14 protein-coding genes are annotated in these 24,633 nt (G+C 69.8%); 4 read left to right on the top strand and 10 right to left on the bottom strand.

Features of this window, described 5'->3' with window-relative positions; all coding sequences use genetic code 11:
• Position 1: 1 nt before the first annotated feature.
• The 3 genes from G531_RS19670 to G531_RS0101605 form a co-directional block, all read right to left on the bottom strand.
• Positions 2–1,318, bottom strand: coding sequence for a toxic anion resistance protein (locus G531_RS19670; protein WP_051214933.1), 1,317 nt, complete (start codon positions 1,316–1,318; stop codon positions 2–4).
• 72 nt (positions 1,319–1,390) lie between these two features.
• Positions 1,391–2,041, bottom strand: a complete 651-nt coding sequence (locus G531_RS0101610; protein WP_026925918.1) for a TetR/AcrR family transcriptional regulator — start codon at positions 2,039–2,041, stop codon at positions 1,391–1,393.
• 188 nt (positions 2,042–2,229) lie between these two features.
• On the bottom strand, positions 2,230–2,439 hold the full coding sequence (locus tag G531_RS0101605) for a cold-shock protein (RefSeq protein ID WP_026925917.1): 210 nt from the start codon (positions 2,437–2,439) through the stop codon (positions 2,230–2,232).
• A 253-nt stretch (positions 2,440–2,692) separates the two neighbouring features.
• Between G531_RS0101605 and G531_RS0101600 the strand changes: the two genes are divergently transcribed.
• Genes G531_RS0101600 through nudC form a run of 3 tightly spaced genes read left to right on the top strand, consistent with a single transcriptional unit; the run spans position 2,693 to position 10,097 of the window.
• Positions 2,693–5,947 carry an ATP-dependent helicase gene (locus tag G531_RS0101600; protein WP_051214895.1) on the top strand — a complete coding sequence of 1,085 codons (3,255 nt, stop codon included), beginning with the start codon at positions 2,693–2,695 and terminating at the stop codon, positions 5,945–5,947.
• Positions 5,944–9,219, top strand: coding sequence for an ATP-dependent helicase (locus G531_RS0101595; protein ID WP_051214894.1), 3,276 nt, complete (start codon positions 5,944–5,946; stop codon positions 9,217–9,219). The genes G531_RS0101600 and G531_RS0101595 overlap by 4 nt, the downstream gene beginning before the upstream one ends.
• Positions 9,216–10,097 (top strand): NAD(+) diphosphatase, encoded by an 882-nt coding sequence (gene nudC, locus G531_RS19665; RefSeq protein ID WP_051214893.1) that lies wholly within the window; start codon positions 9,216–9,218, stop codon positions 10,095–10,097. The genes G531_RS0101595 and nudC overlap by 4 nt, the downstream gene beginning before the upstream one ends.
• Here nudC and G531_RS0101585 read toward each other — a convergent pair.
• The 7 genes from G531_RS0101585 to recC all read right to left on the bottom strand — a co-directional run bounded on the left by G531_RS0101585 (position 10,073) and on the right by recC (position 24,039).
• Positions 10,073–11,725 (bottom strand): SulP family inorganic anion transporter, encoded by a 1,653-nt coding sequence (locus G531_RS0101585; RefSeq protein WP_026925914.1) that lies wholly within the window; start codon positions 11,723–11,725, stop codon positions 10,073–10,075. The two genes, nudC and G531_RS0101585, sit on opposite strands and share 25 nt — an antisense overlap.
• Positions 11,722–12,084: an ArsR/SmtB family transcription factor gene (locus G531_RS0101580; RefSeq protein WP_026925913.1), complete on the bottom strand. Its 363-nt coding sequence runs from the start codon at positions 12,082–12,084 to the stop codon at positions 11,722–11,724. Before G531_RS0101580 ends, G531_RS0101585 begins: the two co-directional genes overlap by 4 nt.
• A gap of 70 nt (positions 12,085–12,154) precedes the next feature.
• Positions 12,155–15,070 carry a DUF3427 domain-containing protein gene (locus G531_RS0101575; RefSeq protein WP_051214892.1) on the bottom strand — a complete coding sequence of 972 codons (2,916 nt, stop codon included), beginning with the start codon at positions 15,068–15,070 and terminating at the stop codon, positions 12,155–12,157.
• A complete protein-coding gene (locus G531_RS0101570) occupies positions 15,067–15,486 on the bottom strand; it encodes a (deoxy)nucleoside triphosphate pyrophosphohydrolase (RefSeq protein ID WP_051214891.1) in 420 nt (139 codons plus the stop codon). Before G531_RS0101570 ends, G531_RS0101575 begins: the two co-directional genes overlap by 4 nt.
• 17 nt (positions 15,487–15,503) lie before the next feature.
• Entirely contained in the window at positions 15,504–17,363 is a 1,860-nt protein-coding gene (gene recD / locus G531_RS0101565; RefSeq protein WP_026925910.1) for an exodeoxyribonuclease V subunit alpha, read from the bottom strand.
• Positions 17,360–20,752 (bottom strand): UvrD-helicase domain-containing protein, encoded by a 3,393-nt coding sequence (locus tag G531_RS19660; protein ID WP_051214890.1) that lies wholly within the window; start codon positions 20,750–20,752, stop codon positions 17,360–17,362. Before G531_RS19660 ends, recD begins: the two co-directional genes overlap by 4 nt.
• A complete protein-coding gene (gene recC, locus G531_RS19655) occupies positions 20,749–24,039 on the bottom strand; it encodes an exodeoxyribonuclease V subunit gamma (protein WP_051214889.1) in 3,291 nt (1,096 codons plus the stop codon). Before recC ends, G531_RS19660 begins: the two co-directional genes overlap by 4 nt.
• Positions 24,040–24,159: 120 nt before the next feature.
• Here recC and rraA point away from each other — a divergent pair, with 120 nt between their 5' ends.
• A complete protein-coding gene (gene rraA / locus G531_RS0101550; RefSeq protein ID WP_026925909.1) occupies positions 24,160–24,624 on the top strand; it encodes a ribonuclease E activity regulator RraA in 465 nt (154 codons plus the stop codon).
• Positions 24,625–24,633: the final 9 nt, after the last annotated feature.

The raw sequence follows: 24,633 nt of genomic DNA, 5'->3' as shown, positions 1-24,633 counted from the left end.
GTCAGCGCAGGTCGTTCGGGTTCAGGTAGCCGCTCTGGGGCCCGGGCCGGCCAGGGTTGCTGCCGTCGTCGAAGCCCAGCGCCCCGCTCTGGAGCCGCTGGTCCTGCTGGGACACCCGATTCAGGTAGCCCTTGGACTTGTCGACCTCGTGCTCGAGGACACCGATGGTCTGCGCCATGTTGTCCAGGGCCTGCAGCCGGAAGTTGTCGATCGAATCCATCGTGTCGTAGATGTTCTGGAACGCCGCCTGCAACTGCGGCAGCCCGATGGTGGCCGCGGCCGCACCTTGCTGGATCGCCGCGGAGTTCTGCTTCAGCATCGCCGAGGTCGACTCGATCAGGTTCGACGTGGTGGTGTTGAGCGCGGTGATCTGGTTCAGCACCAACTGCTGGTTGTTCAGCGCCTGGGACACGATCACGGCGGTTCGCAGCGCCGACAACGTGGTGGTGGAGGCCCGATCCACGCCCTTGATCAACTCGATGTTGTTCTTGATGATGATGTCGATCGCCAGGTAGCTCTGGATCGAGACCGCGAGCTGGGTGAGCAGGTCCTGGTGCTTCTGCCGGACGTAGAACAGCACGTCCTTCTGCAGCGAATCGGCCTTGTCCGGGTCGAGGATCTGCAGTTCCTGGATCTGGGCGGAAAGCTTGGCGTCGAGGTGTTCGGCGATGTAGATGTATTGGTTCAACCGGCCCATCGACGCCCACAGGTTCTGCTTCTCCATGTTGAGCGCGATGTTGTCCTTGGTCAGTTCGTCCTTGCCGTTCTGCAGACTGTGCAGCAGGCCGTTCAGGTGCGACTGGGCGGACTGGTACTTGCGGAAGTAGTCGGTGACCTTGTCCCCGAACGGGATCATGCCGAGGAACTTCTTCGACCCGCTGGCCTGGGAGGGATCGAGGTCCTCCACGGTGCGGCGCAGTTCCAGCAGTGTGTTGCCGACGTTGGACTTCTTGGAGATCCCGCCCTCATTCATTGCCTTGATCGGCATCTGGAGCAGCCGGTTCGAGGTTTCGGCGGACTTGCGGATATCGGCATCGCCCATGTTGCGGACGGCGGTGGCCTGGGCCTCCAGCTCGGGCGACTTGGCCTGCGCCGAGGTGAGCGCATTCATGAACAGGTCGACCTTCTGGTCGAGTACCGGCACCTGCTCCTGCTTCACCGGCGGGGCCATTTTCGGCGCCTGGGTGGCGGTCACCGGGGCCGGTGCGGCGGGGGCTTCCAGATTCAGCACACTCTCGGTGCCCTGGGGCGGAGCCAGGGGCGCAGGCTGCGCGGCAGCCGCGCCGAACTGCTGGGTCGGTTGGTTCTGCTGCGTCATGGTGATCCCCATCGGTGGAACTGCATGGTCCTCCGCGACTCTACCCGCCGATCAGTGCAGTCGACATGGACCTCAGGGCAGAGGCGGGGTCTCCTCGGCCTCGAGTCGGGGGAATCCCGAGATTCCGCGCCAGACCAGAGTGGCAACCAACTCGGCGGCATGCTGTTCGGTCATTTCGGTACGCGCCTCCGCGGCCCAGTGCCGGGCCGACACCTGGGCGACACCGACCAGGGACACACCCAGCAGTTGGGCCTCATCGCGGGACAGGCCGGTGTCCTCGGCGATCACCCGGCCGATGCTGGAGGCCATGTCGTTGTTGACCTGCCACAGCAGGTCATGGACCTGCGGTTCCCCGGTCAGATCGGACTGGAAGATGAACCGGAAGCCGTCCCGGTTGTGCTCCACGAAGTTGAACACTCCGGTGACCACCGCGACAACTCGGTCGTGGTTGTCGTGGGTGGAGCCCAGCGCGTTCTCGACCATCTGCAGCAGTTCGACGCAGGCGCGCTGAACCAGGGCCAGATACAGATCGAGCTTGCCGGGGAAGTGCTGATACAGCACCGGTTTGCTGACCCCCGCCGCCTCGGCGATCTCGTCCATCGCCGCGTTGTGGTAGCCCTTGTCCGCGAATACTCCCGAGGCGATGTCCAGCAACTGTGCACGGCGCTGGTCTCGGGGCATACGTTGGGTGCGCGTCACTGCGGCGGCGGGCTCGGTGGTCATCCCCCCATGCTAGGGGACAATCTCCGGGATTCCGGTGTTGAATCCGGAGTCGGCTACCGAGCGGAAACTTCGGCGGCGGGTCGATCCGGCCGGTCCCGGCGGTGCGGAATGCGCAGCGCCCCGGGTCGACGGTGCCGAATCCCGGGGCGTTGCGGGGTCCGTCGGACGGACCCGTGGTCAGTGGTGAATCAGATGGTGTGGACCTTGTCGGCCTGCGGGCCCTTGTGGCCTTGGACGGTCTCGAACTCGACCCGCTGGCCTTCTTCGAGCGTCTTGAATCCCGGCATGTCGATGGCCTTGTAATGGACGAACACGTCATCGTTCTGGCCACCCCCGTCGACGGCGATGAAGCCGAATCCCTTCTCGGGGCTGAACCATTTGACGGTTCCCTGAGGCATGTAACTCTCCTGATCTGGTGAAGCGATGCCGCATGACCTTCAGCCCCGCAGGTGCAGGGACTGCCCCCGGGTGCAGTGCGGCAGTCCAAGCGTCCCACACAATGGAGGGCGGCAGAAGACCGGGGGAGCCCGGTCCGGGAGACTCGGGGGGACCGGATTTTCGGCTGGATCCACCCGGGTCGGCCGGCCGCAGAGCTGCCCGGGAGCACTGCGGTGCCGATTCTTGTCGGTGCCATCTGGTTGCATGGGGGCCATGTCCAGCACCGACCTCACCGCGCCCCCGAGAACGGCGGGTCGCTATCAGCTCCTGGCCCGCTCGACCGCGGTGGCCGCGCCCCGGCTCGACGAGTTCCAGCAGCAGGTGGTCGACCATGCCGGTGGCCCGTTGTTGGTGCTGGCGGGTCCGGGCACGGGGAAGACGACGACCCTGGTGGAGTCGGTGGTGGCCCGGGTCCGGGCCGGCGCGGCTGGGCCCGACGGGCCGCTGCCGCTGGTGCTCACCTTTTCCCGACGGGCTGCCGCGGATCTGCGCCGCCGGATCGCCGCCCGGTTGGGCGCGGCGGTGCGTACGCCCCAGGCCATGACCTTCCACTCCTTCTGCTTCGCGTTGCTGCGCCGCTTCGTGCAACGTTCCCCGGAGGAGCCGATGCCCCGGCTGTTGACCGCCCCGGAGCAGGATTTCCGGGTACGGGAGGTGCTCAGCGGTGCCTTCGAGCGGGAGGGATCGGGGGGCTGGCCCCCCTCGGTCGAGCAGGCGTACCACACCCGCGCCTTCGCTCAGGAGGTCCGGGCGGTGTTCTCCCGGGCGCGGATGCTGGGGATGGATGCCGAGGACCTGATCGATGCCGGCCGGCGCGCCGGGCGTGGGGAGTGGGTCAGCGTCGGCACCTTCATGGATGAATACCTCGAGGTCCTCGACTTCGAGGGGGCCCTGGACTATGCCGAGCTGGTGCATCGCTGCCGGCTCCTGCTGGCCGATCCGGAGAATCTGGCGCAGGTGCGCGACGAGATCGACGGCATCTGGGTCGATGAGTACCAGGACACCGACCCCAGCCAGATCGGGTTGTTGCGGCAGTTGGTCGCTCCCGGGGATACCCTGGTCGCGTTCGGTGACCCGCATCAGTCCATCTACGCCTTCCGGGGCGCGCAGGGCGGCGCGATCGCGGACTTCGCGACCACGTTCGGGACGCCGCAGGCCCCGGCCCCGACGATCGCCCTCGGCCGCACTCGGCGGTTCGGTCGCCGTCTCGCCCACACCGCGGCCACGCTCGCCAACCGGCTGCCCCAGCCGTCCGGCCTGGCTCCCGACGTGCGCCGGGCCTTCGGGCAACCGATGCCCGAGCCGACCGCGCCGGCCGGGGAGGTCCGGGCGTACACCTATGACTCCGAGGGCGCCCAGGCCGAATACATTGCCGACCTGCTGCGCCGGGCCTACCTGCGCGAGGGCTTCGGCTGGGACGAGATGGCGGTGCTGGTCCGCTCCGGGCGGCGCAGCATCCCCGGCCTGAGCCGGGCCCTGAGTGCGGCCGGGGTGCCGATCGAGGTGGCCGGCGACGAGATCGCCCTGTCCGCCGAGCTCGCGGTCCGGCCGCTGCTGCTCGCGCTGGATGTGGTCCGCCGCTCCCGACGGGCCGAGAACGAGGAAGCGGCGCAACTGTTGCTGTCCCCGCTCGGCGGCCTGGACAGCCTCGGACTGCGCCGGCTGGGACGGTCACTGCGGGAGGCCGAGCGCCGGGAGCACGGCGCCCTCCCGCCACTGTCGGACGAGCTGATCCGGCTGGCCCTGCTGGAACCGGAGCGGTTCAGCCAGGCCGCCGAACTGGTGGGGGACAGCCGGGAACTGGTGGCCGGGCGACAACTCGCCGAGCTGCTGCAGCAGGTGGAGCAGGTGGTGACCCGGGGCGGGACCGCCGAGGAGGCCCTGTGGACGCTGTGGGCGGGCACCGAGTGGCCGCGTCGGCTGCGTACCGAGGCCGATGCCGGGGGCGACCTGACCCGGCGCGCCGATCGGGACCTCGATGCCATCTGCGCCCTGTTTGCGGTGGCCAGGCGCTCCGGCGAGGTGGTCGGCACCCGCGGGCTGGAGGCGTTCCTCGCCGTGGTCGCGGCGCAGCAGATTCCGGCCGACACCCAGCGGGAGGCCGATGTCCGGGGGCAGGGCGTCCGGGTGATGACCGCGCACCGGGCGAAGGGGCTGGAGTGGCGGCTGGTCGTGGTGGCCTCGGTCCAGGAGGGCAGTTGGCCCGATCTGCGCCGCCGGGGGTCCTTGCTGGAGGCCGATCGACTCGGTCCGCAGGGGCTCACCGAGGCCGAGCCACCCAGCGCGCTGTTGGCCGAGGAACGACGGCTGTTCTACGTGGCCTGCACCCGCGCCCGGGAGCGGCTGGTGGTGACCGCGGTCTCCGGCACCGAGGGCGAGGGCGATCAGCCGTCGCGGTTCCTGACGGAACTGGGCGCCAGACCGGTGCACGTGACCGGACGCCCGGCCCGCCCGCTGACCCTGACCGGGCTGGTCGGCGAGTTGCGCCGGGTCAGCGTCGATCCGCAGGCCGCGCCGGCCCTGCGGGATGCGGCCGCCGTCCGGTTGGCCATGCTCGCCGATGCCCACGATGACCAGCAGCGGCCGCTGGTCGGGGCGGCCGACCCGAAGCGGTGGTGGGGACTGGCACCGTTGACGCATTCGGCGCAGGCCGTGCAGCGCCACCAGGAGCCGGTGCGGATCACCGGCTCGTCGCTGGAGGCGCTGCTGGAGTGTCCCCGGCGGTGGTTCCTGCAGCGGCGGGCCCGGGGCGAGGCGGGGCAGCGCGGCGCGGCCAGCAAGGGCACGGTGCTGCACACTCTGATCGAGTACGCCAGCAACGAGCAGATCCCGGCCACCGAACTGGCCGACAACCTCGACCTGGTCTGGGACCAACTCGATTTCCCGGCGAACTACCTGTCGGCCACCGAACGGGTGGAGGCGGAGACCGCCCTGGAGCGGTTCACCGCGTGGGAGCAGGCCAATGACCAGCGCCGGACCCTGGGCAATGAGGTCGCCTTCACCGTGCGCACCACCATCGGCGGAGAATCGGTCGAGCTCGGTGGGACGGTGGACCGGCTTGCGCTGCGCCCCGACGGCAAGCTGGTCATCGTCGACTACAAGACCGGCCGGGTGCCGCGCGACCTGAAGAGCCGGGTTCCGCAGCATCCGCAGCTGGGGTTGTATCAACTGGCGGCCACCCACGGGGCCTTCGCCGACCTGATCGACACCCGCGAGGTCGGGGCCGCGGAGTTGGTGTATCTCAGCGCCGGTGACGGGTATCCGACCGTGGCCACCCAGGCCTCGCTGGCCGAGCAGCCGCATCTGGGCGAGGCCGACCAGGGCTACCCGAGCTGGGCCGACGAACAGGTTGCCCGGGCCGCGCGGATCGTCCGCAGCGAGAACTTCGTGGCGCGCCGGTGCACGTCGTGCTCCTACTGCCCGTTCCGCTCCTCGTGCCCGGTCCAGTCGAAGGAAGTGATCTCATGACGGTGCTGGACTTTCCCGGTGCCCGGCGGGCGCTGCGTACCCCCGACGAACTGTGCGAGGCCCTGGGGATCCCGTTCTCCGACCAGCAACTGGCTGCGATCACCGCCCCGCTGGAGCCCGCGGTGATCATCGCCGGCGCCGGGTCGGGCAAGACGACGGTGATGGCCGCACGGGTGGTCTGGCTGGTCGGGACCGGGCAGGTCCGCCCCGAGGAAGTGCTCGGGCTGACCTTCACCCGTAAGGCGGCCGCCGAACTGTCCGCCCGGGTGCGGGCCGCGCTGGTCCGGGCCGACGTGCTGAACAACGATGGCGTGGACGAGGCCGGCGAGCAGGTCGTGATGACCTATGACGCGTTCGCCGCGCGCCTGGTGTCGGAGCACGGGATGCGGATCGGGGTGGACACCGACCCGGTGATGATCACCGGCGCCACGCGCTACCGGCTGGCGGCGCGAGTGGTGAAGAATGCCGCCGGGCCGTTCGAGGCCCTGTCCCGGCTGCGTCCGAGCAGCATCACCGAGCGGGTGCTCGGCCTGGACAGCGACATGCAGTCGCACCTGGTCAGCGCGGCCGACCTGGACGCCGACGCCCGGGCGTACCGGATGGAACTGCTGTCGGCGCCGCCCAAACGCGGCGGGGGCCGGTACAAGCAGATCGACGATGCGCTGGCCACCCTGGACGAACGGTTGGAATTGGCCGGGCTGGTGACCCAGTACCAGCGACTGAAACGTGAGTTGGGCGTGGTGGAGTTCTCCGATCAGATGGCGGTGGCCGCCGACCTGGTCGGCCGGGTGCCGGTGGTCGGGGAACTGCTGCGCGAGCAGTTCCGGGTGGTGTTGCTCGACGAATATCAGGACACCTCCTCGGCCCAGGCCGAACTGCTGCACGGGTTGTTCTCCGGGGAGCGCACCGACGAGGGGCGCGGGCATCCGGTGACTGCTGTGGGCGACCCGTTCCAGGCGATCTACGGCTGGCGCGGCGCCGCCGCGAGCAACATTCTCGAGTTCAGCGACCACTTCCGGCGGGCCGATGGAGGGCCGGCCACGCCGTACGCCCTCACGGTGAACCGGCGCTCGGGGCACACCATCCTCGAGGTGGCGAACCAGCTGGCCGCACCCCTGCGCGCGGACCCGCTGCTGACCTCCGACCTGTCCGATCAGGCCCTGGTCGGTCCGCCCGAGGCGCCGGCCGGCGAGGTCGCTGCGGCCACCTTCATCAGCTGGCCCGAGGAGATCGCGTGGGTGGCCGACCAGATCGCGGCCGCCAAGGAGCACGGCGAGGTCGCGGCCTGGTCCGACATCGCGGTGCTGGCCCGGCGCAACAGCCAGATCGGCTCGCTGTTCGGGGAGTTGTCGGCCCGCTCGATCCCGGTGGAGATCGTCGGGCTGGGCGGTCTGCTGGAACTCCCGGAAATCCTGGACGTGGTCTGCACGCTGCGGCTGGTGAACGATGTGACCGCCAATCCGAGTCTGCTGCGACTGCTGTCCGGGGCGCGGTGGCGGATCGGGCCGCGGGATCTTGCCCTGTTGGGGCAGCGTGCGGCGTACCTGGCCGGCCAGCGCCGCGACGAGGCGGCGGAATCCGAGGAACTGGCCGCGGCACTGGCCGACGCGGTGGCCGACATCGACCCGACCGAGGTGATCAGCCTGGTCGATGCGCTCTCCGATCCCGGGGACCTGCCCTACTCGGAGGCGGCCCGACAGCGGTTCGCGATCTGCGCCGCCGAGCTCGCCACGCTGCGCTCCCATGCCGAGGAGCCGGTGCTGGATCTGGTTAGACGGGTGATCCAGGCGCTGGGGCTGGACGTGGAACTGGTTGCCACCCCCGAGTTCGACGCGTCCGGGCGGCGCACCCAGCTGGCCACCTTCCTCGACGCGGTGGCCGGCTATGTCGATGTGGACGGTGACGCCTCGCTCAGCGGTCTGCTGGCCTATCTGGATGCCGAGGTCGAGCATTCGGTCGGGCTGGAGCAGGCGGTCCCGACCGAGGCGAACTCGGTGAAGCTGCTCACCGTGCACAAGGCGAAGGGGCTGGAGTGGCAGCTGGTGTTCCTGCCCGGGGTGGTCGCCGAGGTGTTCCCGAGCACTCGGGTGACCGACAACTGGACCAAGAACGCGGCGGCGGTCCCCGCGGGGCTGCGCGGGGACCGGGACTCGATCCCGCAGCTGACCGAGGTGTCGAAGGTCGGGCTGGATGCGTACGCCACGGCGCTCAAGGAGCAGCAGACCCGCTCGGAGGATCGCCTGGCCTATGTCGCGGTCACCCGGGCCAAGCGGCGCCTGGTGGCCTCCGCGCATGTGTGGCAGCCGGGCCTGGTGAAACCGAAGGCGCCGTCGCCGTACTTCCGGGTGATCAGCGAGGTGGCCCGTCGGGACGGCCGCATGCTGGCCGAGGCGCCGGCGCCGGAAGCCGGGGCGCAGAACCCGTTGGACGCCACCATCGAGGCCGTGGTCTGGCCGCAGCCCCTGGACCCGGATGCCGAACGCCGCCGCCGGGACGCGGCCCTGGCTGTGGAGGCGGCTCGGGCCCGTTTCGCGCAGACCGGCTCCTATCAGCTGGACGATGAACCGCTGATGCTGGATATCGCCGAGCAGATCGCCGGCTGGGACGATGACATCGATCGGCTGACCGCCGAGCTGCGGGAGTCGCGCCGCGGCGTACGTGCGGTGCTGATGCCGGAGTCGCTGTCGGCGACGCGGTTGTTGCAGGTCCGCGCCGACCCCCAGGCCTTCGCCGCCGAACTGATCCGGCCGATGCCCCAGCCGCCGTCGGCAGCCGCCCGACGCGGGTCGCTGTTCCACGAGTGGGTCGAGCAGTACTACGCCCGCCTGCAGCACACCGTGCCCCTGTTCGACCCGGACACCCTGGCCGATCGGGCCGATGAGGACACCCCCGACCGGACCGAACTGACCGAGCTGATCGACGCGTTCCGGGCCGGGCCGTACGCCGAGCGAATCCCCGACGCCATCGAGCGCGCCTTCACGCTGCGGCTGGGCGCCCAGCTGATCCGGGGTCGGATCGATGCGGCGTACCGACTGGACGGGAGCGACGGTTACCACTGGCAGGTGGTGGACTGGAAGACCAATGCGGCCACCGAGGCCGATGTGGGGCAGTTGGCGATCTACCGGCTGGCGTGGGCCGAACTGCACGGCTTGACCCCCGATCAGGTCGATGCCGTTTTCTACTACGTCCGCGATGCCCGGCTGGTCCGCCCGACCGGTCTCGGGGGCAGGACTGAACTGGAGAGTTGGTTGAACGATACGGTGGGGTTGTGAACAACTGGTCGCTGCACAACTGGGGTCAAGAAGCCATTCTCGATCGGGCCGATGACGCCCGGACCGCCGAGCGTCTCGCCGAACTGTGGGCCGATCCACGGGCCCGGCTGGTCGAGGTCGATTGGGAGGGGCAGTTCCGCGGTGACCGCGAGGCCGGCCGGATCGAGCCGGTGGACACCACCGGTGAGTACGACGAGCAGCGCCATGTGTTCCTGGGCCTGCTCGAGGGGGTGCCGTATTTCGCGGTCACCACGATCCTGGACACACCCACGGTCGCCATCCGGAAGCTGCTCGGGCGCGCCGAGGGTGGCGAACTCGAGGTGATCACCTCGACCGCGGCGATCCTGAACTGGCATCGCTCCGGTGGCTACTGCGTGTCCTGCGGCAAGCTCACCCAGCGGATCCGGGGCGGGTACGCCCGGATCTGCCCGAACTGTGACTGGCTCGAGTTTCCGCGGACCGATCCGGCGGTCATCGTGTCGATCATCGATGACGACGACCGGATCCTGCTCGCCCATCAGGGGACCTGGGACGAGGGCCGCTACTCGGTGCTCGCCGGGTTCGTCGAGGCGGGGCAGTCCTTCGAACAGACCTGTTTCCGGGAGGTGCTCGAGGAGTCCGGGATCCACCTGCGTGAGGTGAAGTACATGGGCTCACAGCCCTGGCCGTTCCCGCGCTCGATCATGATCGGGTTCGAGGCCCGCGCCGCGACCACCGAGATCAAGGTGGACGGCGAGGAGATCGTGCACGCAGCGTGGTTCACGCGGGACGAGCTGGCCCGCGCGGTGGAAGCAGGGACGGTGAAGTTGCCGTTCCGCGGCTCGATCGCGGCGGCCCTGATCGATCGGTGGCGCTACCCGGCGGCCTCGGCCCGCTGAACGTGACTGCGGGCATGTGCCACCGCCGCATCGAGATCGTTGAACTGATGCCGGTGATGGCGCAGTGAGGCCAGCACACCCACCGATCGGAAGAGCCGATCGTGGTCGGAGCGTACGCCCTTGATCAGCACGGTGATCCCGCGTCGTTCCAGGGACTGAACGATTTCGGCGAGGACCCGGGCGCCGCTGGCATCGACCAGTTCGAGCTGGGAGAGCCGCAGGATCACCACCTGGGTGCCACGGATGCCGGTGACCAGCTCCAGGACCCGGTCGGCCGAGGTGAAGATGAGCGGTCCGTCCAGCCGCAGCACGGCGATCCGTTCGTCCCCGGGCTGCGGCTCCCCGGCCAACTCCTCGCGATGTACGCCGGCCGCCCGGGACATGTGGCGCAGCGCGACGATCCCGGCCAGCACCATCCCGACGATCACGGCGACGATCAGGTCGAAGGAGACCGTGACCAGGGCGGTGAGCAGGAACGCGGCGGCATCGGACCGGGTGGACCGGATGATCGAGCGCACGGTGGACAGTTGCACCATCCGGACGGCGGTCACCATCAGGATCCCGGCGAGTGCGGCCAGCGGGATCATTCCGACCGGCCCGGCCGCCACGAGCACGATCGTCAGCAGGACCAGCGAATGCACGATCGCTGCCAGGCGGGTTCGGCCGCCGGCGCGGACATTGACCGCGGTCCGGGCGATGGCGCCGGTGGCCGGCATGCCGCCGAAGACACCGGAACCGATGGAGGCCAGACCCTGGCCGACCAGTTCGCGGTCCGGGTCATAGGGTCCGGTGTCCTCCAGCGAGGCGGCGACCCGGGCCGAGAGCAGCGATTCGATCGCGGCCAGGGCTGCGACCGTGACCGCGGGCATCAGCAAGGACCCCACCACGGCCGGATTCAGGTTGGGCAGCGACGGTGCGGGCAGGGTATTGGGCAGGGTGCCGATCCGGGCCAGCGGGGTCGGCACGACCGCGCACAGCAGGGTGACCACCACGATGCCGATGATCGAGCCCGGGATCGCGCGATGCACCCGCGGGGCGAGCACCATGATGACCGCCACGATTGCCGCGGCCCCGACCGCCCAGGCGACGTACGCCGGGTCGGCAGCCGCGATCGCCTGGCCGGCGGCGATGACCGCATTCGAACTGTGCTCGCCGGCACCCGCTTGGTCGTGGGAGGTCAGCAGGGGAACCTGCTGCAGAAAGATGATGAGCGCGATACCGAGGGTGAATCCCTCGATCACCGGCCACGGGATGAACGAGACCGCGCGGCCCAGTCGCAGGACGCCGGCGACGATCACGATGAGACCGGCCAGTACGCTCACCGTGGCCACGGCACCGACCCCGTGCTGGGCGACGATCGGCAGCAGGACCACCACCATGGCGCCGGTCGGTCCGGAGATCTGAACGTTCGAACCGCCGAAGATCGCCGCCAGTATGCCGGCCACGATCGCGGTGATCAGTCCGGCTTCGGCGCTGACGCCGGAGCTGACCCCGAAGCCGAGCGCCAGTGGTAGGGCCACGATGCCGACGGTGAGACCGGCAACGAGGTCGCTGCGCCAGGTGTGGCGCAGGTTCCGGTAGTCATCCAGGGAAGGAAGCAGGGAACGGACCCGCTGAGCCACACTCATCGGGCCGGCAGATCCGGGAGCTCGGCCAGGGCCTCGACCGCTTCGGCGTCGGCGGTGGTCAGTTCGAACAGCAGCGAGCGGGCGACCGCCAGCAGCTCGGCCACCTTGGGGGACACCAGCCGGTAGTAGACGTGGCTGCCCCGGCGTTCGGAATCCACCAGGCGATGGCGTCGCAGCACTGCCAGGTGTTGCGACGCATGGGAGGGTTCCAGCTCGATGTTCTCCAGGAGCTCGGTGACGGTGTGTTCCTCGCCGTCGGCGAGCAGCTCCAGCAGGCGGATGCGATAGGGATGCGACAGGCCCCGGAACAGTCCGGCCTTGACCTCGTAGAGCGGACGCGCGGTCCATTGTTGCGACATGATGAAATGACAATATCGCAAGGTGGTGGGGTCGGCCACTCGCATCGAGGCGGCCGGCAACCGGCCGGACTCAGCTGAAAAGGGTGGGGTGGAAGTAGTCGAACAAGCCGGATCCGATCGGCTCGGCAAGGTGCAGTCGGATCCGGACCACCGGAGCTCTGGCCCCCTCGGGCATCGAATCCTCGCGGGCCTCGGCTGAGGTCGCCGAGCCGAGGTAGTAGTGCGCCGGACCCTCGGCGTCATCACGCCGGACGAAGACCTCGACCCGGACCTGATTGGCCACGATCGGAGCCACGTCCTTACTCGTCAGCGTCCGTCGGGACCGGGTGAACCACTCCACGGTCTGCGGATCGAGCAGCCGGTCCTGGTACTGAAGACTCTCCGGCACATTCGCGGGCTTGTGCAGCGTTATGAAGATCGGGCACACGCCACGATAAATCTTGTAACCGTAGATCGTGGACGCGAAGGAGCGAGGCCACCCGAGCAGCCGGGTGACTTCATTGCGTGAATACTGGTAGCCGGGAGCGAAAGGATGCGCGGCGGCGTACCGGCGGGCGACCAGCTGTCGGCCGGTCATCACAATGTCGTCTACCGCGCGGCCAAAGGCCGGATTCTGCTGGTAGCCCGCCATGAAGGCGTGGGTCAGGCGCACCTGCCCGCCGACCTGCTCCGCGACTCGCTCCGGATAGCGATCCTGGACCGTCCGGCTGTGGGTGGCCAGCGTAAATGAGTCCGACACGGACGCCACAGTCTGGTCGTCCACGGGCAGGTCGGCGTCGATGAACAGCGCGGCCAGTTCCGACGCGGTCAGTCCGGGGCGTCGCAGCAGTCCGGCCAGGGCCTCGAACTCATGGCCCCGGGCGGCCGGCAGGACTTCATGGGACAACTGCTTGAGCCACCCGTGCTGCTGGTCGGTGAGGCCCATAGGCGTACGCAGGACCTGTTCGACGAGATCCGGATAGGACCGCCGCTTGGTGGCCAGCAGTACGGGATCGGCCGACTCGGCGGGCAGAAAGTCGGCCAGATCGGGAAGGCGACCCAGTCGACTGCGCAGGCGCATGATCGCCTGCTTCAGATTCGGGACGGAATCCAGGCGGGCGTCGGCGATCGAACGAAGCACCCGACGCTGCGAGACCCGGTCGAACCGGATGCTGGCCAGCCCGGGCAGCACGCCGGACTCTTCGGCCGCGGCCAGCCGCTGATTGAGTGACTCCTTGTGCAGGGATTCATCACCGAACAAGGCGACCGGGATCAGATAGTTGTTCTGATAATTCCCGATGAAGTCCAGGACGACCACATAGTCCTTCGCTGGATGTTTTCGTAGCCCCCGGCCGAGTTGTTGGACAAAGACGGTGGCGGATTGCGTCTGGCGCAGCATGATGATCTGGTTTATCGACGGAATGTCCACTCCCTCGTTGAACACGTCCACGGTCAGCAGATAGTCCACGTCGCCCGCCTCCAGACGCGCCACTGCTTCCTTCCGGAACTCGATCGAATCGCTCCCGGCCAGGGCCACCGTCCGCAGGGGCTGTCCGCGGAGGGTGCGCTCGTTGAGCGCCTCAGAGAGGGCCCGCGCCTCCTCGATCCGGCTGCAGAAGATCAGGCCCCGCGGGGCGACCCCCGCCTGCCCGTAGATCTCGATTGCCCGGATCAGATGTGCCACCCGCTCGGCACTGATCAGCACCGACAGCTCGGGTGGGGCAGCGGCATCGCCGGCGCCGTCGAGCACCGAGTCGAAGGCCACGTCCGCGACACCGTAATAGTGGAAGGGGCAGAGCAGATCGTCCTCGAGCGCTCGGTGCAGGCGGATCTCATAGGGGACGTTGTGGTCGAACAGCGGATAGATATCTTCGCCGTCCATCCGTTCCGGAGTCGCGGTCATCCCCAACAGGAACCGTGGAGTGAAGTGCGCCAGGACGCGCCGATAGCTGTCGGCGGACGCCCGGTGCGCTTCGTCGATCACGATGTAATCGAAGCGGCCCGGGGAGAACTGCGCGAGGATCTCCGGCTTCGAGAGCGTCTGGATGGTTGCGAACAGGTGCTGGGCGTCGGTCTGGCGGACCGAGCCACTGAGTTTGCCGAAGTCGTCGGCGCTGCCGCCCAGTGCCTTGCGGTACTCGGTGATGGTCCGGTCGAGGATCTGCTCACGGTGGGCCAGAAACAGCGTCGAACCGGCCGCGGCGGTGCGCGCGTCGAGGGCGGAGAGCATGGTCTTGCCGGTGCCGGTCGCCGAAATGATCAGGGCTCGGCGTTCCCCGGCGGCGCGCAGTTCGGCCAACGCGGCCAGGGCTTCGCGTTGCATCGGCGTCGGCACAATCACCGCACCCTTGCTGCTTCGTCGGTACGCCCCGGCGGCCGGGCCCGCGTCGACGCCGCGAGGCGGCGTCCACCCGGCGGCGTAATCGTCCACCCACTGCTGGGTCAGCGGCTCGGATTCGCTGATCTGACGCCGCAGCAGGGCTGCCAGTTGTTCCCCCAGGTCACTGCCGGGGGCTGCGCTGATCTTCAGGTTCCATTCGTAGTTACGAACCAGGGCGTTCTCGGTGAGATTCGAACTGCCGATCATGGCCGTATGGAGTCCGGATTCGGTGAACAGATACCCCTTGGGGTGAAAGGCCGGAGCTGAGTGGACCCGGACATCCAGGCCGATCCGGCGCAGATTGAGCAACTCCGCGAATGCCTGGGGACTGTTGAAGCGCAGATAGGTGGAGGTGACGACGGTACCTGTGCCCCCATTGTCGGCGAAGTCGATCAACTCCTGCTTGAGCAGCGCGATCGCCCGCGGGGTCACAAAAGCGGTGGAGAACAAGAACGTGTGGCTGTGCAACAACTCCTCGCGAAGGATCCGGAGCACGGTCTGATTTGCCTGCTCGGCATTGAGGACGACCTGAGGATTCATCCTGCGTGGCGCACGATCGTTGCGCTGCAGCAGCCCATGGCTGATGTCGACGGCAAGATCGGTGCGCGGGAAACTGGCCTCGGTCATCGAGTTGCCTGCTGCAGGGCACGGACCGTCGGCAGGTCGGCCGGCGCCCAGTCGAGCTCGGTCAGATCGCCGGCGGCGAGCCACCGGGCCGCAGTGTGTTCGGTCAGCCGCGGTGGCTCGGCGACCAACCGGCAGCGATAGCTGGCCAGGGTGATCACCGCGAAGTCGTAGGCGTGCGTGGTGGTGGTGATCGGCTCTTCGACCCGGATCCGACAGCCGAGTTCCTCGGCGATCTCGCGGGTCAGGGCCTGCTCGGGCGCTTCACCCGGCTCGATCTTGCCGCCGGGGAACTCCCACAGTCCGGCCAGCGGGCCGGTGCCCCGCCGGGTACACAACGTGCGGTCAGCGTCGACGATCACGGCCGCGACGACGTCGAACACCGGCCGTTCCCCGGGGACGGAGTGGGTCTCGGACATCGGTACTCCTCGCCTGATCAGCGCAGCCGCCGGGCCAGGCCGGAAGCTCGGTTTGCGGGACGTTCGACGGCGCGGCGGACGGCAGCGGCGGAGCCGATCAGGCGTACCGCACTCTTCGCGCGGGTCACCGCGGTGTACAGCAACTCGCGCGTGAGCAGGGGCGAGTCCAGCGGCGGCAGCACGAAGGTGAGCCGGTCGAACTGGCTGCCCTGGGACTTGTGCACCGTCATCGCATGCACCGGTTCGGCCTTGTCGAGCTGGATCAGGGAATACAGCCGGGGACCGCTGCCGCGGTCGAAAGCGGCCCGCAGCCCTTCGGCGGTCCGGATGATCACCCCGGTGTCGCCGTTGGCCAGGTCCACACTCGCATCGTTCTCGGTGATCAGCAGGGGCATGCCGAGGTAGAAGTCGCCCTCGGCGCCGTAGCCGGGCAGGTCCGCCCGCAGCCAGGCCTCGACCTGGGCGGCCCAGCGGGTCACCCCGTAGGGACCGCTGCGATGCGCGCAGAGCACGCGGTGCTGCTCCAGGGCGCGCGTGGCGGTCTCGGCGTCCCCGGCCTGCGCCGCGGCGTACATCTCCCGGACCGCCGACACCGCATCGCGCCGGACGGCGTCGGCCACCGACCCGGGCAGGCCCTGCGGTCCGGGCTCGATCCCGGCGGGCAGGTCGACGAAGTGGATCGACCCGTCGGCCCCCGCGGCGGGCGAGCGGGACAGGACCTCGAGGGTACGCTCCGGGTCGCCGGTCCGGATGGCAGCGGCCAGTTCGGCGATCTGGCCGCCATAGCGCCAGGTGTGGTCCAGGGTGACCACGTTCGCGGAGGTCAGCGGGGCATTCGGCCGGGCCGGATCGGCGACCTCGGCCAGCCGCGCGGTGAGCGTGGAATCGGGCTGGAACGGCAACCGGGTGATGTCACCCATCACGGCGCCCGCCTCGACCGAACTCAGCTGATCCGGATCGCCGACCAGAATGAGGCGAGCATCCGGACGGACCGCCGGGAGCAGGCGCGCCATCATCGTCAGCGAGACCATCGACATCTCATCGATCACGATCACTTCGTGGGGCAGCGGATTGTCCCGGTCGTGCTGGAACCGGGTATTGGACCCGGGGCGCGGGCCCAGCAGTCGATGCATAGTCGTCGCGGTCAGCCCGGACAGATCGGTGGCGAACCGGCCCCCGACCCGGGCGGCCTGCCCCCGGACGGACTCGGTCAGCCGGGTGGCAGCCTTCCCGGTGGGCGCCGCGAGCGCAATGGTCGGAACCCGGCCGGCCAACTCCGACAGGATCCGCAGGATTCGGGCGATCGTGCTGGTCTTCCCGGTGCCGGGACCGCCGGCGATCACGGTGACCGCGTTCAGGGCCGCCAGCGCGGCCGCGGCCCGCTGGGCGTCGGGCACTCCGGGCTCCAGATCGGTGCCGGGGAACAGCTCGTTCAGTTGCCAACGCAGGTCGGCCAGGTCGACCGGAGGATGCAGTCGGGTCAGCAGGGTGAGATTGCTGCGCACCTGCTCCTCCTGCTCCCAATAGCGCTCCAGGTAGACCAGGCCCTCGACCACCCGCAACGGTCGCCCACCGAGCCCACCGGGGCCGCGGGAGACCATCGGGGACCCTTCGAGGGCGCTCTGCCACGCCGCGGGCTCGGGCCAGGGGAGCGCGGCGAGGTCTTCGGTGCTCTCGCGTTCCTGGTCCAGGACCAGATCCGACACGGTCGCCAGATCCACGCACACCGATCCGGCGCGCAACGCCCGGACGGTCAGCGCGGCGGCCAGGCGTACCTGCTCGTCCGGTTCGGCGTACAGGTCGGCGACCCGACGGGCGGTGTACAGGTCGGCCGGGCCCAGTACGCCGGACTCGGCGAAGGTGTCCAGCAGCGTCATCGGCGGGCCTCCGGATCCGGGTCGGTCTGATCGATCGCAGCGGAGAGATCCAGCACCAGGGCGGCACTGGGCCGCCAGGTGAACACGCCGCACGGCATCCCGTCCAGCACGGGGGTATCGGGGCCGGCCATCCCGCGGACGAACAGATATCCGGCGCCGCCCAGGTGCCGGGCCGGGTCGTAGCCGGGCAGGCGCCAGGAGAGGAAGCGGTGCAGGGCAACCGAGTAGAGCAGGGCCTGCAACGGATAGTGCGCCTGCATCATGGCCTGCGCCATTGCCTCGGGGCGGTAGTGCCCGACCACCAGGTCGGCGCTGTCCGGCGGACCCAGCCAGTTGGTCTTGTAGTCGACCACGACGAAGCGGGGACCGTCGGCACCCGGCACCCGGAGTACGGCATCGATCGATCCGGTCAGGAAGCCGCGCAGCACCTGGGATCCCAGGCCGGGATCCCGCAGCCGATCCGGGTAGGACCGCAGCGGGTCGTCGGCCGCCAGATGCCGATCCAGCAGGTCGGCGATCCCACTCAGCCGCAGGCCGGTCCCGGGCGCGGCGTCGGGGCCACCGGCCAGCGGGAACTCGAAGTCCAGTTCGGCGAGCCGGTCGGCCGGGGAGAAGTCGCACAGCCGGAGCCCGCCGGTCAGGTCGCCCAGGGCTGTCCGCACCCCGGGCTCCAGCCCCGCAGCCAGCGCCTCGGCGGCGATGTCCATCGGGGTGCGGGCCAGTTCCGCGGTGACCGCCCGGAGCAGTTCCGCGGCGAGATCCGGGGCGGTCGGGTCGAAATGTTCATACACCGCGTGCACCAGGGTGCCGAACTCCGTGCCTCGCGGCAGTTCGGCCATCGGCGAGACCCGGGCGAGGGCGCCGGTCAGCGGGACGGGCTTGGTCCGGTCGGTCTCCGGCTCGTCCTCGAGTGCGTTGATCGTGTCCGGGGCTGCCGCGTGTGCCTGGACGGTCAGCCCCGAGTATGACGTCCGGCGCCACACCTGGTCGATCGTCCGGTCGAAGGTACGCAACTGCGGTGCCAACGCCTGCGCCGGGGCGACCGGTTCGGGGGCGGTCGGAGTGATCCGTTCGACCGAAATCTGGGGGTGCTGCAGCCCCCAGGACTCCGGTCCGGAGCGGGGATCGGCGTACCTGGGCACCTGACCCCGGCCCTGCCGATTGAGCACCCGGTGCAGCGAGGAGTCCTTGGTGGAACGCGACGGGGCCCAGTAGGTGATCAGTTGGCTCTGGGCCCGGGTCATCGCCACGTACAGCCGGCGCAGTTGATCGGCCGCGTCCTCCTCGGCGTGCGAACCGAGCGCCGCGTCGCGGTCGGGGCGGGGGTGGGGGCCGAGAAACAGCCGGTGCGCGCCGTCGGCGTAGTACTCCACCGGCCCGCTGTCGTCGCGTCGCTGTCGGGAGCGCCACAGATCGGGCAGGAAGACGATCGGGAACTCCAGTCCCTTGGCTCGATGCACCGTCATGATCTGCACGGCGTCGGCGTCGGTCTCCAACCGACGGGTCCGGTCCGCCCCGCTGGTGTCCTCGGTCGCATCGGCGATCTGCTCGGTCAACCACTCGATCAGGGTGGTCAGGCCGAGACTCTGCGTGACCTGCGCCTCGTGCAACAACTGGCCCACGTGGCGCAGATCGGTCAGGTGGCGTTCCCCGCCGGGACGCGCGATCAGCCGTGCGCCCACGCCGTCGGCGAGAATCTGATCGGCCAGGATGGCGGGGCCGCCCTCGGCGTACGCGACGGCCCACTCCTTGATCCGGGCGGCCAGCCGGTTCTGCTCGGCGTCGGTGGCCAGGGCCAGCCGTTCGTAGGTCCAGCCACCGAACCCGGTCAGCGCGGCAGCGCGGATGTCGCGGGCCTCGCGGGTCCGGATGGCTCGCAGCAGGGTGAGCCATTCCTTGGCTTCGGTGCTACCGAAAACCGCTTGGGCGCCCGGGTAGACGACGGGGATGCCGGCATCGGCGAGTGCCTGGCGGTACGCCTCGGCCCGGGAGTTTGCCTGGACCAGGATGGCGAGGTCACCGGGTCGGACCGGCCGGGCCGCGGCGCCGGTGCCCAGCCGGGTCGCGGAATCCAGCAGGCTCCGGATCTCGGCGAGCACATCATTGCGGATGTGCGTATCGGCGAAATCCGGGCGCGGCAGCTGGGGGGAGTCGGGCACCGGCAGGTACCGCAGGCGCAGTGGAGTGACCCGGCCGGGGTCGGGGTCGCTCAGCCGGGAGTGCGGCCAGTGGGCCCGGACCGGGCGGACCACGATCCGGGGATCGCCGAGTTCGGCACCGCCCAACAGGGCGTCCAGTGCCTCCAGCAGCGGCTGGTCGGTCCGGAAGTTCTTGTCCAGGGTGAGCCGGTGGGCGCCGGGCTGTTCGGTCGCCTGCAGGTAGGAATGGACGTCGGCCCCCCGGAACCCGTAGATGGCCTGCTTGGGATCGCCGATCAGGATGACCGTCGCGTGCCCGGCGAAGGCGGTTCGCACGATGTCCCACTGGATCGGGTCGGTGTCCTGGAATTCATCGATCAGCACCACGTCATAGCGGGCCCGCAGGCGCTGCTTGACCGTCTCCCCGAGGGACTCGTCGTGCAACAGTTCCTGCAGGTCGGTCAACAGGTCGTGGTAGGTGTGCCAGCCCCGCTCCCGTTTGCGGCGCTGGACCTCGGCCCGGACCGCGCGGGCGAACTGCACCCGTTCGGCGGCCCGCTCGTCGTCCGGACCGACCTCGCCGACGAACTCGACCACGGTCTCGGCAATGCTGATCGCCTCGGCGAACGGGAGTGCCGGGGCCGCGGCGTACGCATACTTGCGCAGCCAGAAGTCGGTGGCGACCTCGCGGGTGAGTTCGGCGATCCGCTCGGTGTGCTGCAGCGCCGGGTCACGTCCCGACAGCAGGCCGAGTCGGTCCAGCATCTGGCCGCAGAACTCGTGAGTGGTGGCGATGGTGGCCTGATCGAAGTCGGCCAGCGCGGCGGTGATCCGCTGCAGGCGCTGGTCGAGCACGGTGTCCGGTCCGGTCAGCAGCAGCTGGGTGACGTCATCGGTCCGATCGCTCGGCTCGATCGGGGCATCCGGGCCACGGCGGAGGCGGCGGGTCAGGGCCTGCTCGAGTCCGATCAGGCGACTCTGCACCCGGTCCCGCAACTCCTGGGTCGCGGCCCGGGAGAAGGTGACGGTGAGCAGGCGGGACAGCGGGATTCCCTCGGCCAGGTAGCGTGCGGCGAGCGCGGCGATGGTGTACGTCTTGCCGGTGCCGGCCGATGCTTCCAGCACGTAGGTGCCCCCGGCGGGGAGCTCTCCGGTGATGTCGAAGAAGTCGATCGAGGGGGCCGCGGGGTGGGCCTCGCTCGGCGCCGGCGGTGTCGTCCGGACCTCGGCGGAGATGTCCAGGTCGCTCATGCCGGCTTCTCCACCTGGTCGAGCAGGGGCTGCCACACGCGCCGGTTGAGGGCCTGGAAGCGATTGGTGCCGGGCCCGTCCTCGGGACCACACGGCTGCTGTTCCAGGGACCAGAGCCAGGGGCGGTAGAAGTGTTCCCACCCGCCGGAACATTCATCCTTCCAGGTCTTCACGGCGCTCTCCCGGTTTCCGCGGGCGAAGTCGTACCCCGTTTTCGGCGGCAGCGGCAGGGGTTCGGTGCAGCCACGCAGATAGAGGGTGATCAGGTCACTGAGGACCGCCCGGGCGTGAGCTTCCTCAACGCGGCGCAGTTGCAGGGGCGGCTGCCGGGCGCCGATCAGCACCGCTTGCCTGGAGTTGGGCTGGTGGCAGGTCAGCGCGAGCAGGTTCAGCCAGGATCTCAGCAGATGCCCGCCCTTGATCCGGCCGAATTCCACCGTCAGGATGGTGCGGTCGCGCAGGTCGGGAACCGACCCGGTGATCACGTAGTTGCCGATTTCGGCGCGGACGAACCGGGTGTCGGCGGGCACCTGGGCCCACCGGTCCGCCGACTGTTTCGCGCGACTGACGGTGTCGGTGATGTCGCGGAGCACGCGGTCACCCAGTTGCCCGGGGGGCAGCTCGCCGCGGCGCAATTCCACCGCGGCCAGTTGGGTCAGGTCGGCGCCGGCGAGGTGGGCGCGCAGCATCCGATTGCCGATGTGCCATCGTTGCAGGCCGTCGAGTTCGGTGGGGATCTCGTCGGCGGGCTCCTCGGTGCGCCACGGATCGATCTCGGCCCGTTTCCGCAGCAGGGTCCGGATCGGGTGGGCGTAGAACTGCTGCAACTGCTGCAGGGTGATGCTGACCCGGTCGGTGCTGTGCTCGGGCAGCGGCGGCAGGCGCATCGCCGTGGTGAACCTCGGCTCGGGCTCGTCCGACCTGCGTGGCGTCGAGGCAATGGCGTACCCGAGCGGATCGAAGCCGGATCCGTCGCGGAAGTTGTCCATAGTGAACGGCTGCGCCGGATGCCGACGCTCGATCACCGGGAAGGGGTCTTCGGTGCACAGGTCCGTCACCGCGGCGCGGAGTTCGGCGATCGGGGCGCTGGGTGGACGCGTACGCCCGGTCCGGGCATCGAAGGCGCCGTGGATGACCACCAGAGTCTGCTCGGCGGCGAGCACCGCCTCCAGCAGCGCCTGCCGGTCGGCCGACGCGGCGTCCGGGTCACCCACCCACGGATCCGGTCGCATCAGGCTGTCGCCCTGCTCGGGCTGGTGATGCGGAAACACCCCGGCATCGGGGCCCAGCAGGCACACCACCCGGTGCGGCACCCCGCGCAGGGCGTGCAGCGAGGACACCGTTAGAGCCCCGGTGCCGAAACTGGCCCGGGGACTGCGCCCGGACACGCTGTCCAGCAGCAGTGAGCGCAGTTCGGCCGGGGTCAGCCGAACCGGGTCGGCGGTGTCGGCGCCGGCCGAATCGGCCAGATCGGCCAGCACCGACCAGGCATGCGCCTTCTGCCAGCGGTCGGCCGGGGCGGGCTCGGTCACCGCGGACAGCGCATCACGGCAGTACTCCGCCCACTCGGTGACGCTATGCGCCCGGCCGAAAAGGTCGGCGATCCGAGTGAGGTGCTCGACCAACTCGGCGAAGTTGCCGATCAGCTGGACATCCTCGGAGGCAACGTCGTCATAGGGCAGCACCAGGCCCTGGAAGTGATGGCCCTGCTCACTCATGGTCACCCCGAGCAGCAGCCGGTCCAGCCCGGCGCGCCAGGTGTTCTGCCCGAATCTGCCCATCGCATGGTTGCGCCGATGATCGGCGTCGATGCCCCAGCGCAAGCCGGCGTCGGACAGCAGCTTCTGCAGCCGCTCCAACCGCTTCTCGGTGAACCCGAAGCGCCGCGCGACGGCCGGCTCGGCACAGAAGTCGAGCAGCCCGGACAACCGGGCGCGGGAGCGATTGAGATCCATCAGCCGGGTCAGCGTCGCCAGCAGGGGATTGAGCTCGCGCAACGAGCGGTCGGTGATGCGCATCCGGATCGCCTGCGCCGGATGCTGCTGCGCGACCTCACCGGCATCGGTGTGCCAGGCCGCCTGCAGCAGCGGAAGGTAGCTGCCCAACTGCGGGCACAGCACCACGATGTCGCGTGGCTCCAGGGTGGGATCCTCGGCCAACAACTCCAGCACCACCTCGCGCAGCACCTCGACCTGCCGGTCGGGGCCGTGGCTGGCATGGAACCGAACACTGCGGTCCTGTGGGTCGAGCGGCTGCGCCGCGGGGTGCTCGAGGTCGGCGTGGATCGCCGCCTGCAGCCGGCCCAGCAGCGTTCCCACGCCCGGGGCGTCGGGCTCCGGGAGCGGTGCGCCGGGGACCTCCACCAGCTGCCGCAGCAGCACCTGCTGCTCCCGGGCATCGCGGCCCAGGCGACGGTTCAGCCGATGCCGGGCAGTCAGTGAGGTGGGATCCTCCGATCGAGGGCCCGGGGACCACCCCGCCGCGTCGGCGCGCACCCGGTCCCACCAGACCGGCGACGGGTGGGTGAGCCACAGATCGACCCGGCGGTGCTCGGCCAGGGCGCCCAGCAGCGGCACCAGATCGGGGGAGAGCCGGGGCGTTCCGAACACCGACACCCGGGGCGGCAGTGAGGACAGTTCGGGGTGCTCGCGCAGGGCGGCGGCCGCCGAGCCGATCCGCTCGACCGGATCCGGCCCGCCGAGGCGGGCGCGCAGTCGGGACCACAGCCGGGCCTGCCAGGCGGCGTCGGGACCGAGCTCGGTGCCGTCGGGATCGACCCAGCGGCCCTGCCGCCACTGCTCCAACATGGCCGGACGATACGCGGCGTAGTCGGCGTACAGGTCACGCAACTGCACCGCCGCGGTATAGGTGTGGGCCCGCGGGCCGGTGGCCACCCGGTCCCGGATCAGCCGGAACCAGGGTTCGTCGGCGACCTCGGCGATCACCTGCAGCAATCCCCACACCTGCGCCTCGGGAAGCCAGGGATCGGTCACCGGGTCCAGGTCCAGCGCCTGCTGCACCAGGTCGCGGCGCAGCCGCTGCGGCGACAGGAAGTCGATCCCCGCGCTGATCCCCAACCGCAGGGACAGCGACTGGGACAGCCAGCGCTCCACCCCGGCTCCGGGCACCACGATCGCCTCGGCGGCGAACGGGTCGGCCAGCGGCGTCCGCAGCAGATCGGCGACGCCGGCGCCGAGCGGCCCGAGGCCCGGCGCGAGGTGCAGCTGCACCCCGGCGGCGAGGGCAGCGGCGGGCGAACCGGAGCGGGAACTGAGCGCGAGATTCATGATGGGCCCACCCTAGAACCGTCCTCCGACACTTTTCGGCCACTTGGCAATCTCCGGCGCACCCGGTGGGCTCGGGTAGGTTGATCCCGCAGAGGCCGGACCCCAGCGCGGAGGAACACCATGATCGCAACCGCAGACCTGTTCGACGAGCGCGGCGAGCAGCTGCAGTCCTGCCAGACGCAGTTCCGCCAGTTCGGCGCCCGGCGTGAGTTCAGCGGGCCGATCCGGACGATCATCTGCCACAACGACAACGGCCTGGTCAAGCAATTGGCCAACACCCCCGGGGCGGGTGCGGTGCTGGTGGTCGACGGAGGCGCGTCGATGGCCTCGGCGCTGATGGGAGATCAGATCGCCGCGGCCGCGGCCCGCAACGGCTGGGCCGGCGCGGTCATCCTGGGGCCGGTCCGCGATTCGCAGGTGCTGGCGACCACCGATCTGGGCATCAAGGCGTTGGGGACCAACCCGCGCAAGTCGGCGAAGGACGGGGTCGGGCAGGTCGACGTCCCGGTCAGTTTCGGTGAGGTGACCTTCGTTCCCGGCCGGATGCTGTGGAGCGACGACGACGGCATTCTGCTGGAACGCTGATCCCGTGCC

This window comes from Granulicoccus phenolivorans DSM 17626 = NBRC 107789 = JCM 15570 (genome assembly GCF_000423085.1).
Taxonomy (GTDB): domain Bacteria; phylum Actinomycetota; class Actinomycetes; order Propionibacteriales; family Propionibacteriaceae; genus Granulicoccus; species Granulicoccus phenolivorans.
Note: the sequence above shows the minus strand (reverse complement) of the source record. Positions and strands in the feature narration are given on the sequence as shown.